The organism is Paenibacillus sp. 01T424 (assembly GCF_056398745.1).
Genome location: NZ_JBFTPZ010000052.1, coordinates 19630 through 32274 on the forward strand (window position 1 = coordinate 19630; position 12645 = coordinate 32274).

8 protein-coding genes are annotated in these 12645 nt (G+C 45.5%); all 8 read left to right on the forward strand.

The window, feature by feature from the left end; genetic code table 11:
* Position 1 precedes the first annotated feature (1 nt).
* Positions 2 to 841 (forward strand): sugar ABC transporter permease, encoded by an 840-nt coding sequence (locus AC1DPK_RS29040; RefSeq protein WP_076268893.1) that lies wholly within the window; start codon positions 2 to 4, stop codon positions 839 to 841.
* A 4-nt stretch (positions 842 to 845) separates the two neighbouring features.
* Positions 846 to 2507 (forward strand): alpha-amylase family glycosyl hydrolase, encoded by a 1662-nt coding sequence (locus tag AC1DPK_RS29045; protein ID WP_477512432.1) that lies wholly within the window; start codon positions 846 to 848, stop codon positions 2505 to 2507.
* Positions 2508 to 2753: 246 nt separating this feature from the next.
* On the forward strand, positions 2754 to 4019 hold the full coding sequence (locus tag AC1DPK_RS29050) for a glycoside hydrolase family 125 protein (RefSeq protein ID WP_477512444.1): 1266 nt from the start codon (positions 2754 to 2756) through the stop codon (positions 4017 to 4019).
* 91 nt (positions 4020 to 4110) lie between these two features.
* Complete coding sequence (locus AC1DPK_RS29055) at positions 4111 to 5616, forward strand: ABC transporter substrate-binding protein (protein ID WP_339206816.1); 1506 nt, start codon at positions 4111 to 4113, stop codon at positions 5614 to 5616.
* Positions 5617 to 5792: 176 nt separating this feature from the next.
* Complete coding sequence (locus tag AC1DPK_RS29060) at positions 5793 to 8612, forward strand: extracellular solute-binding protein (RefSeq protein WP_477512433.1); 2820 nt, start codon at positions 5793 to 5795, stop codon at positions 8610 to 8612.
* A gap of 39 nt (positions 8613 to 8651) precedes the next feature.
* On the forward strand, positions 8652 to 9614 hold the full coding sequence (locus AC1DPK_RS29065) for a carbohydrate ABC transporter permease (protein ID WP_076268836.1): 963 nt from the start codon (positions 8652 to 8654) through the stop codon (positions 9612 to 9614).
* A gap of 1 nt (position 9615) precedes the next feature.
* The gene (locus tag AC1DPK_RS29070) at positions 9616 to 10488 is read left to right on the forward strand and encodes a carbohydrate ABC transporter permease (RefSeq protein WP_430055165.1); all 873 of its coding nucleotides are present in this window, start codon (positions 9616 to 9618) and stop codon (positions 10486 to 10488) included.
* Positions 10489 to 10509: 21 nt separating this feature from the next.
* Positions 10510 to 12636, forward strand: coding sequence for a YIP1 family protein (locus AC1DPK_RS29075; protein WP_477512434.1), 2127 nt, complete (start codon positions 10510 to 10512; stop codon positions 12634 to 12636).
* Positions 12637 to 12645 lie beyond the last annotated feature (9 nt).

Genomic DNA, 12645 nt, shown 5'->3' on the forward strand with positions numbered 1-12645 from the left:
AATGGGCCGGAAAACCGCCAATATTGTGCGCCTGACACTTAGCTATGTCGTTCTAATATTTATAGCTGTGTGCGCTATCTATCCTGCTCTTTGGGTGCTGCTATCCTCGCTTCGCCCGGGCACGGCTCTGTTTAGCGACAGTCTTATTCCTGATACATTCACAATTGTTCATTATAAGGAGTTATTTACGAATCCAAGCTTCCAATACGGTGTTTGGTACGTGAATACGCTCAAAATTGCGACGTTGACGATGATCTTCTCTACGATTCTGGTCACGCTCAGCATGTACGCGTTGTCGCGCTTCCGCTTCCGCGGCCGTAAGATGACACTGACGATTATGCTTGTACTGGGCATGTTCCCTGGCTTCATGAGTATGATCGCTATCTTTATCTTCTTATTGCAGCTTAACCTGCTCGATACACATGCGGCGCTCATTATCGTATATTCTGCTGGTGCAGTGCTCGGTGGCTTTGTCGTTAAAGGCTTTTACGATACGATTCCTCGGAGCTTGGATGAAGCGGCTCGGATCGACGGAGCAACTCATCTGCAGGTGTTCGTAAAAATCATGCTTCCGCTGTCGCGTCCGATGTTAACCTATGTAGCGCTGACTACATTTGCTGGTTCATGGGTAGACTTTATCTTTGCAAGATTGGTACTTCGAAGCAAAGACAACTGGACACTTGCTGTAGGAATGTGGGATCTTGTAAGCAATTATCAGAACAGCAACTTCACGTTGTTTGCCGCGGGTGCGGTGTTGATTGCGATCCCGATTACTCTCCTATTCATCTTCTTGCAGCGCTTCCTTGTACAAGGGCTGATGTCTGGCGCTTCGAAAGGATAAGAGAATGAACCGCAGCCGTTTGCGTTATGCGATAGTCCTGTTATGCTCGCTAATCTTTATTATGCTCGCTGCTTGCTCTTCAGAGGAGGCGGCGAACAATAATAAACCAAGTAGCACAGCTTCTGCAGAAGCGGATGAAGAAGGTGCAAGCGGGGAAGCTTCCACTGCTGCTTACACAGTAGATGAGCAGCCTGGCGGCGTATACTATGAAATATTTGTCCGTTCCTTCTATGATACGAACGGAGATGGAATCGGCGATTTGAATGGTGTAACCGCTAAGCTTGATTACTTAAAGGAGCTTGGGGTTAGCGGTATTTGGCTAATGCCGATTAACGCTTCGCCAAGCTACCATGGCTATGATACAACCGATTATTATGCGGTAAATCCGGAATACGGCACGCTGGATGGTTTGCAGAAGCTGTTGGATGAAGCGCATAAGCGCGATATTAAAGTTATTATGGATCTTGTCGTTAATCATTCGAGCAAGGAACATCCTTGGTTCAAAGAAGCATTAAAGGATGAGAACAGTCCTTACCGCAGCTGGTACACATTTGCTAAACAAGGTGAGAAGGTTAGAGCAGATGGGGCAGTTGGTGGTGATCCATGGCATAGCTATGGCAGTCTCAAGTATTTAGGTGTCTTCTGGGAAGGCATGCCCGATCTGAACTTTGACGAGCCGAAGGTTCGCGAGGAATTGATTAAGATCGGACAATACTGGCTGGAGCAGGGGCTGGACGGCTTCCGCCTTGATGCGGCAAAGCATATTTACGGCGACTTCGCGTCTACGGCCAGCACGCCTGAGATTCAAGCGAAAAATAAAGCTTGGTGGCAAGAGTTCCGAGCTGGCATGAACAAAGTGAAGCCAGATGCTTATCTGATCGGAGAGGTTTGGGATTCACTAACGGTTATTGCGCCTTACTTTGACCAAGCGCTGAACTCCGCATTCCACTTTGATCTAGCTGGTCGGCTGCTGAGTGCGGCCGATACGGAGAAGGATGCAGACTTAGCTTATTCTCTAGGACGTGCATACGGCGTTTACGAGAAATCATCTGGTGGTACATTTGTTGATGCGCCGTTCCTAAGCAATCATGACCAGAATCGTGTCATGACGGTTTTAAACGGCAATATTAATCATGCCAAGATGGCTGCTGCAATGCTGCTTACTTTGCCAGGCACCCCGTACCTTTATTATGGTGAGGAGCTGGGCATGAAAGGGGCTAAGCCGGATGAATACATTCGTGAGCCAATGCCTTGGTATAGCGCAGCAAGTGGAGGAGAAGGCCAAACCACTTGGGAGAAATCGCGATTCAATGGGAATGCCGAGACGGTATCTGTTGAGGCACAGACAGCAGATAAGAATTCGCTGTTAAACCATTATCGCGAGCTCATAAAGTGGCGGAACGAGGAGCCCGCTTTGCGCAATGGCGGAATAGCCGAGTTTAAGCTGGAGCCTGCCAATCAGAAGCTAAGTGTATATGTTCGCGTCATTGCTAGCGAGAGAGTGCTCGTTGTGCACAATCTATCGGGCGAGGATCAGATGGCTGATCTTCAGCCATCCAAAACTTTTGGATCATACGAGGGGATCATTCGCTCAAGCAATGATGGGGCAAAGTTGGATAATGGGAAACTGACCATTCCGGCTTACACCACAGTCATATTAAAATAATACGGTAAGAGGGAGCTGCACCGCCGATGCTGCTCCCTCTTTTTTTTGTGCGTTCCAATGCGATTCCAGCCCATTTGTATTCAAATTTTGTAAAAAAAATTAAGGAAATTACTAGTTGGTATATTGACATGTTGACATATTGTTTATAATATACTATTTGTAAGCGCTTATCACGAAGCTTTATCCAACTTGTAGAAGGATCACCATTAGGAGGAATGTTTGCGAATGAATCTGTCTATTACCGATATGAAAAAGAGTGACGCATTGATTTCATCTCTGGAAAAGTGGCCTGAAATCGTTAAGTTTTATAAAAACTGCTTCTATAACACGCTGGAGACGACGACGGAATGGCTAGAGGATGGAACCACTTTTGTATTTACGGGTGATATACCAGCCATGTGGCTGCGTGATTCATCAGCTCAGGTTCGGCATTATATTCCACTGGCTGTTTCAGACAGCCACTATCAGAAAATGATAGAGGGACTTATCAAAAGGCAAATGCAATATATCCAGATTGATCCTTATGCAAACGCATTCAATAAAGGCCCGGACAACAGGGGACATACGGAAGATGCAACCGAGGGCAATCCATGGGTATGGGAAAGAAAATATGAAATTGATTCCCTATGTTACCCGATACAGCTCGCTTATTTGTACTGGAAGGCCACAAACAGCACCGCAATGTTTGATGATGCTTTTAAAGAAGCGGTTAACAAAATTATTGGGCTTTGGACAGTCGAGCAGAAGCATGCAGAACAATCGAGCTACAGCTTCCAAAGATTTAATTGTCCAGAATCGGATACGTTAAGCCACGATGGAAAAGGGAGTCCCGTTGCCTATACAGGGATGACATGGTCGGGTTTTAGGCCAAGCGACGATTCGTGCAAATATCATTATTTGATTCCTGCGAATATGTTCGCTGTTGTTGTGCTGAGATATGTGGAAGAAATCGCCCAAGACATATACAAAGACGAAACGCTGGCGCTCGCAGCCAAGAAATTAGGTGGCGAAATCGATGCCGGCATCAAAGCATTTGGGATATACAAGCATGAAACGTTTGGCGAAATATACGCTTACGAAACAGATGGCTTAGGAAATTACAACTTGATGGACGATGCTAATGTGCCAAGCCTGCTGTCGATTCCTTATCTCGGATATACAAGCAAAGAGGATATCATCTATCAGAATACGAGAAGGTTTATTTTAAGTGAAGAGAATCCCTATTATTACGCAGGAAAAGCAGCTAGAGGGATCGGAAGCCCACATACTCCCACGAATTACATATGGCATATCAGCCTAGTCATGCAAGCGCTCACTTCAGACAACGACGCAGAAATACAAGAACTTCTAAGAACGATAATCAGCTCAGATGGCGGTACTGGTTTTATGCATGAGGGTTTTCACGTAGACAATCCGAATGAATTCACGAGACCGTGGTTTGCATGGGCTAACAGCTTACTCGGTGAACTTATTTATAAACTCGTAGAAGACAAGAAACAGCATCTCTTTTAATTGGTTTGACCTCCACTTGTGTTAGAGCGGGCCTGACTCCGCTGAGGACAGGACTTGCATAACAAATAAAAGATTTGAAAGGGGCAGAAAAATGAAACAAAAGAGAATGTTTTTGTTAGTCGTATGCGTCCTCATTATTTCCATCTTTGCGAGTGCTTGCACAAGTAATAACGGCGGAGGCAAAGACAAGGAGACGGCTGAAGCAACGAACAAGGCAGAAAACACAGCCTCGCCAAGTCCGGAAGCAACACCAGATGACGGAGCTCCTCCAGTAAAAGATTTAGGCGGTTATAAATTTATCGTTGCGGATAACAATGCGAACAGATGGTTCCCGCAAGAAGGAAGCTCTGATCACGCCAATGCCATTATTGATCGAATCAAGTGGGTAGAAGAAACATACAACGTAAAAATTGAAGTGAGAAAACATTCCGAGGAAGAGTTTGGCGCGGCGGTACTGGCGGGCGACAAATACGCTGACATCATCGTTGCTCCTACTTGGGAGCTGGGAAGACATATCAACGGCAAGCGTATTGTGGACATGAATACGATTCCTAACCTTCGGATGGATCAAGATTATTGGAAGGAATACAACACTTCATTCTTGCTCACTTATGACAACAGAACATATGGAACAGCAGCTCCATTCGCTAACCAAGGGGATGAAGTATGGGTTCTGGCATTCAACAAAAGCATTATTCAAGAGCTAGGTCTTGAAAATCCTTATGAGCTGGTAAAAAACAAACAATGGACATTCCAGAAAATGCTCGAGATGGAGCAAGCGGCAAAACGTGATCTAAATGGTGATGGCGTGATGGACAGCAATGACCGTTATGGACTGGCGACTGGACATGACTGGGATATTTCTGTAGCGCTTTATCTGGCATCCGGCAATAAAATCATTGATATCGCCAGTGATGGAAAAATGAAATATGCAGTAAATACACCAAAAGCATACGAGACGATTGAAATGATTAAGAAGATGGCGAAAAAAGGCGATACGTTCTTCCCGAAAAACGAAGGCGAGGATATGGACGCTTACGTGAAAGCTTTTGCAGAAGGGAAATCGCTGTTTTTAGCCTACTCCAGAGGCAGAGGCGTTATTGATCCGATTTATGAAATGGAAAGTGACTTTGGCTTTATCCCATTGCCAATGGGCAACAACACAGACGATTACCTTGATTGGGTAAGCCATGATGCTCCTTCGATCGCAGTGCCGGTAACGAACAAAGAGCTTGATAAAACAGGGCTTATCTTGGATGCACTAGCGTGGAAAGCACAAAGCGAAGAGAAAATTTGGATGGATGAAATTGCTCTCACGCAGTTGCGTGATGAGGAATCGCTTCAAACGCTCTTACAGCTGAAAAATTATGGTGTGTCGGACATGGCGTTCATCGGTCAGCAAATGCAAGGCAATGTACACAGTGGTTTGGCACTCATTCCCGATGTTGGGTTCTACGATCAGAACCTGGAGCCTGCCTCCAAGGTAGCGGAAATCGAGGATGCTGTAAATATTGGTCTTGAGGAGCTTGCTTTAAGGCTGAAAGGTGAATTCGTAGAGCCTGAACCGAAGCCTGAGGAAGAGAAAAAGGCAGAATAGCAGCTTTCACCAAATAGATAAAGGGGCTGTCAGACAGATGACGATTGCTGCTAGCGCAACAGCCCCTTTTCTTTTTTTTGCAAAAAAATGAGGCTGCTTTCCCTATCGTTCGCGAAAAGGCAATGAATCTCTGTCTATATGGAGGAAACAAATATGACGGTGCGAGTTGAACGTTTATGAATAATAAAATAGCGAAATTATCAGTTGCAGCAATCGCCTTATGTTTGTTGGTGATTGTATGGCCGCATGCGGCATTTGCAAGCAAGGATGACAACTTAATCAAGCTGCAAAGCTACCGCACCTATCTTGAACAGCACGCCGATAAAAAAGCTGGAAATGCGGATATTGTGATCAAGGCAGATGCGTACACGAATGCGGAGGGAGATTTGAAAACCCTCGATCATTTTGAAGGAAAGGAAGGCAAATCTGTTCTTACGGGCGAAATCGGAAAGATTGAATGGGAAATTAACGTTCCTGAGAGTGGCATGTACAATGTAGAACTGCTTTATTACCCGATAGATGGGAAAGGCAATTCCATTGAAAGAATGATATCAATTGATGGTGAAGTACCCTATAACGAAGCGAAATACATAAATTTATCACGGGTTTGGAAGGACAAAAGCGAGGTTGCGCAAGACAAAAAAGGAAATGACATTAGGCCGAAACAGACGGAAGCGCCTAGATGGAGAACGGTGCTGTTGCATGATTTGCTTGGCTATTATAACGATCCATTACTATTTTATTTGGAAAAAGGTAAGCATACCATTGGATTCGAATCGGTGAGGGAATCGGTGGTTTTAAATACCGTTCGTATTTATAAAGCGGAGGAGCTTCCGACCTATGATGAAGTAAAAGCGGGTTATGAAGCAAAAGGCTATAAGGAAGCGGACGCCGAGACAATTAAGGTTCAAGCGGAAAACAGCTTTGAGAAATCTGATAATACGCTATATCCGGTGTCCGATCGCTCATCAGCTATAACCGAGCCGCAGGACCCATCGAAGCTTCGCTTGAATAGCATAGGCGGCGATAAATGGAAAATGCCGGGTCAATGGATCAGCTACCGATTCACGGTAGAGGAAGCGGGCCTGTACAAGATTGCAACGAGATTCAAGCAAAACAAATTAGCTGGGATGTACGTCAACCGTAAAATTTTGCTGGATGGAGCCGTACCGTTTAAAGAAGCGAAAGCTGTGAAATTTAAATACGGGAACAACTGGCAAGTGAAAACGTTGGGGAACGACGATCAGGCGTTTTCTTTTTACCTAGAACCGGGCGAGCATGAGCTGACGATGGAGGTCACGCTCGGAGATTTGGCTGATGTGCTGAACAGGGTTGATGATAGTTTATTTCAACTGAATGCCGTATATCGGCAAATTCTGATGATAACCGGCGCTGAGCCGGATTTGTATCGTGATTACGGCTTTGAGAAATTAATACCGGATGCCATAGCTGCCATGAGGGAGCATGCCGCGATACTTAGAGAAGTATCGGCTGACATGGAGGCGCTGGTTGGTCAAAAAGGCGAAAACATGGTGCTGCTCGATAAAGTCGCCTTCCAGCTCGAGCAAATGGTTAAAAATCCGGAAGCCAATATTGCGAAGACGTTTACCCCTTTTAAAGAAAATGTAGGCGCGCTTGGTACGTGGATCTTGACGGTAGGCGAGCAGCCTTTAACGGTCGATTATTTTAGCGTGATGCCGTTGTCCAAGAAGCTGCCAAAAGCGGATGCATCCTTTTTCAAAAAAATGATGTTTGAAGCGAAGTCTTTTTCGATGTCTTTCTTTGTGGATTACAATGCCTTGAATACAGAAGGTGAAACCAAAGGAGAGCCGCTCGAAGTATGGCTGACGTCTGGACGCGATCAATCGCAAATTATTAGGGAAATGATCAATGACACGTTTACGCCGGAATCGGGCATAAACGTAAAGCTCAAGCTGGTAACGGAAGGAACGCTTTTGCCATCGGTGCTCGCAGGTACGGGGCCGGATGTGGCGATGGGAAATCTAGCTGCCGACCCTATTCAATACGCGTTAAGACATGCGGTGGAGAACATCAAAGACATGCCGAACTATGATGCTATTGCCTCTAGATTCCATCCTAGTGCATTAGTGCCCTTCGAATTAGACGGAAAAGTATACGCTTTGCCGGAAACGCAATCGTTTCCCATGATGTTTTATCGGAAAGATATTTTGCATGATATGGGGCTGAAGGCTCCAGAGACATGGGATGAGTTTTACAAGCTAATACCGGAAATTCAGAAACAAAATATGCAAATTGGTTTTCCGGCGGATATTACCGGCTTGCAAATCTTTTTGTATCAGAAAAATGGGGAGCTTTACAACAAGGAGCGCAGCCGCTCAACGCTGGAAGACGATCTGACGATCGATGCGTTCCAGAAGCAGACGGAGCTGTTCACGACCTATAAGTTTCCGAGGGATTATGATTTCAGCAACCGCTTCCGAACTGGGGAAATGCCGATAGGCATCGCGGATTATACGACATACAACCAATTAATCGCGTTTGCTCCTGAAATTAAAGGACTGTGGGAATTTGCTCCGCTTCCTGGAACGGTGATGGAGGATGGACAATTGAACCGGGCGACGCCGTCGACGGGGACAGCGATCATGATGCTTAAGGGCGTCCAGAACAAGGATGACGCATGGCGCTTTATGGAGTGGTGGACGAGTGCAGAGACGCAGTCCAGATTCGGAATGGAAATGGAAGCGATTCTCGGCAAGGCAGCCAAACAAGCGACCGCCAATATGGAAGCCCTTGTTAATATGCCTTGGACAAAAACAGAGTATGACCATTTGATGACGCAGTGGTCGTTCGCAACAGGTACACCGGAGGTGCCGGGCGGTTACTATGTGACCCGAAGTATTGGATTTGCTGCCGCAACGGCGTATAACAACGGAGATCCTGAATCTCTTCTGGACTATGTGAAAGAAGTTAATACTGAAATAACGCGAAAAAGGCGGGAGTTCAAGTTGGAATGATGCTGCCTTGCGATTTTACTGATTCAGGAGGACCCATTCATGAGTAGAGATTTGGTGATATCAGGAGCTGTTGACCCTAAGAGGCAGGGCAATCCGGTCTTGCGAAAATTGGAGCAGGGCTGGAAGTCGATTAAAAAAAATAAAGTGTCCTACCTCTTTGCTGCTCCCTACATGATCTTGTTTTTTGCTTTTACCGCTCTGCCCGTCATTATTTCATTGATTTTAGGTTTTTTCTCGTTTAACTTGCTTGAAGCGCCTATCTTCGTTGGCATGGACAATTATATAAGGCTGTTTCTAGGCGATGATATTTTCATTAAAGCGATCGGAAATACGTTCCTGCTAGCTGTGATGGTAGGTCCGATCGGTTATATCATGTGCCTAGTGTTCGCTTGGCTTATTAATGAGCTGCCGAAGTCTCTAAGAACGATTTTGACTTTAATTTTTTACGCGCCATCCATTTCAGGAAACATTTATTTGGTTTGGGGCATTTTCTTCAACAAGGACGCTTATGGTTATGCCAATGCTATTCTGCTTCGTTATAATGTCATATCTTCGCCTATTCTATGGTTTGAGAATCCGAAATATATGATGACTCTTGTCGTCATCGTTGCTTTATGGACCAGCGTTGGAACGAGCTTCCTTTCCTTTATTGCGGGATTGCAGGGGATAGATCGAACGCTTTATGAAGCAGCGGCTATGGATGGTGTTAAAAATCGGTGGCAGGAGCTTTGGTACGTCACGCTGCCTTCGATGAAGCCGCAGCTTATGTTCGGGGCGGTAATGAGCATTACCGGCGCATTCGGCACCGGCGCCATTGTTACCGCATTGTGCGGCATGCCAAGCAACAGCTATGCAGCGCATACCATCGTTAACCACTTGGAGGATTACGGCGCCATACGTTATGAGATGGGCTATGCCTCTGCTATAGCTACCATTCTATTTATCATCATGATTGGAGCGAATAAGATTGTGCAAATGCTTCTGGCAAAGGTAGGTGAATGAAGTGATTCAAATCAAGCTTCATCGAAGCAAGAGCGGCATTAAACGTTCCTTTTTTGCGGATTTTGGCATCTATTTGTTTTTGCTGCTGTTTGGCATTTTTATGATGCTGCCACTGGTATATGCGATTTCAAATTCGATTAAGCCATTGGAGGAGATTTGGTTTTTCCCTCCGCGGTTTCTAGTAAACAACCCAACCTTAGATAACTTCAGAGATTTGCTCGCAGTCATGAGCGACTCGTGGGTGCCCTTCAGCCGGTATATCTTTAACACTGTATTTATAACAGCTGTTGGTACGGCTGGCCATGTGGTCATCGCTTCCTTATGCGCTTATGTCTTATCCAAGCATAAGTTTCCTGGCAAAGGAATCATGTTCAGCACGGTCGTGCTCTCGCTTATGTTTAGCGGTGTCGTTACCCAAATACCGAACTTTATCATCATTTCTTCGTTAGGCTGGATTGATTCGTATCAGGCTATTATTGTTCCGGCATTTGCATCCTCGCTCGGTTTGTATCTCATGAAGCAGTTTATGGATCAGATGATTCCCGACGCCATCTTGGAATCGGCTCGCATTGACGGCTCCAGCGAATGGAAGATTTTCTGGTCAATCGTTATGCCGATGGTTAAGCCTGCTTGGCTGACGCTCATCATCTTCTCCATGCAAGGTTTGTGGGGAATCGGCGCGAATCACTTCATCCAAAGCGAGGAGCTGAAAACCTTAAACTATGCGTTGTCCCAAATCTTAGCCGGCGGAATTGCGCGTACAGGAACAGGATCGGCTGCAGCGGTGCTGATGATGATTGTGCCTATCATCGTGTTTATCATCTCGCAGTCGAAGATTATAGAGACCATGTCTGCATCAGGCATGAAAGAATAGGCATGGAAGGGGAAGAATGCGGTGGTTAGAAAAAAGTGGATTTTGTTTTTTGCCGCACTATTATTGTTGTGCAGCTTCGGTATTGAATCAGCTTCCGCCATGGTTCCATATAAAACCTATTTTTATGATTATGACGGGGAGTATCTCGTTTCTCCTGACGCTTATGTGCCAGGCAAAGTGTTAAACGCCAAGGCGATGGGAATCGAGGGCGCTGGGCTGAACCAGCCTCTGGATTTGTTTGTAGACAACAATAACTCGGTTTATATCGCAGATACGGGATCGAACAGAATTATTATTCTCGATGAACAGTACCGAATAAAACGAGAAATTACGGAGTTTGTCCATGAAGACGGCGTGACGAAGGATCAGTTCAACACGCCAAGCGGCATATTTGTGTCAGAGGAGGGGCTGATCTACGTTGCCGACTCCAAAAACGCTAGAATCGTCGTGCTTCATCAGGATGGAAGCGTAGAGAAAATATTGGAGGCACCGGATTCGGATGTGTTTCCTGCCGGCTTTATTTACGAGCCATCAGCAATCGGTGTTGATCCATCCGGTCTTATCTATGTGATTTCGAAGAGCACAAACATGGGTGTTATTGCTCTGAATGCTGACGGAGGATTCGAAGGTTTTGTCGGAGCGGAGAAGGTAGTGCCCAAAGTGTCCGATTTGTTCTGGAAGCTGGTGACGACCAAGGAGCAGAAGAGCCGCACGGCCAAAAGCGTGCCGACCGAGTATAACAACATTACGATCGATGAGCTTGGCTTCGCTTATGTTACGAGCAGTGCGATCCACGCAAGAAACCAATACAGCGCGCTCATTAACCGGGATAAATCGAGCAAGCATGCGCCAATTAAGCGGCTGAACAATACAGGCATCGATGTATTGAAACGAAATGGCGCTTTTCCGCCTGCTGGAGATATTCAAACAACCGACAAGGTTTCACGTTTTATTGATGTAGCTTTGGCAGAGGACGGGGCTTACAGCACGCTCGATTCTTCGCAAAATAAGATTTTTACTTACGACGATAATGGCAATCTTCTTTATGTATTTGGAGGATATGGAACACAGGACGGCGTGTTCCAAAGCGCTTCAGCACTCGCTTACCAGAGTAATAATCTGCTTGTGCTGGATAAGGATTCAAGCAAGCTGACTGTATTTAGGCGGACCGAATACGGCGCTAACATTGCAGCAGCGATTCATCATCGCAAGAATCGCAATTACGATGAATCCATCGCTGCATGGCAGCGGGTTTTGAAGATGAATCCGACGCTTGAGATGGCGTATTCCGGTGTGGCGCAGTCCAATATGCGCAAAGAAGAATACAAGGAAGCGATGCATAATTACAAGCTGGCTAATGACTGGGATCATTATTTCAAAGCTTTTGCGGAGTATCGGAAAGAAATAGTAAGCAAATTTATTATCCTCATTCCAATAGTCGCAGCAGCCATTCTATGGTTAGTGTACAGATTTTTCAAATATGCCAAGAAGGTCAACACAGCAGGCTGGAGAAAGCCCGGCAAGCGAACGCTGTGGGAAGAGCTGCTTTATTCCTTCCATGTGATGTTCCATCCGTTTGACGGGTTTTGGGATTTGAAGCATGAGAAACGAGGCAGCGTTCGTGCCGCTGTCATTATTGTTGCAGCCGTTATGGCTGTAGACATCTTTAAACAGCTGGCAGGCGGATACATATTGTACCCTTCCGACTGGCGTGTTATTGAGCTTTGGGATACGCTGCTTAGCGTCCTTATTCCATTTGGATTATGGTGCTGTGCAAACTGGGGTCTTACAACATTGATGGATGGTGAAGGAAGCCTTAAAGATATTTTTATCGCGTCTTCCTATTCGTTAGTCCCAATGGTGATCATTACGATTCCTGTCACCCTATTCAGCAACATCGTTGTTTTGGAAGAGCAGCAGTTTATTACCTTTTTTACAACCCTAGCGTTAGGCTGGTCTCTCGGGCTCATATTTATAGGTGTATTGGTGACCAATGATTACAGTCCATTCAAGAATTTCTATACCTCTGCTATTTCAATAGTAGGAATGGGTTTCATTGCTTTCCTTACGGTGCTGTTCATTAATATCCTGCAAAATATGAATTCCTTTATTACGACGATCATCAATGAAATTACGTTTCGGTTGTAGAACAAGATG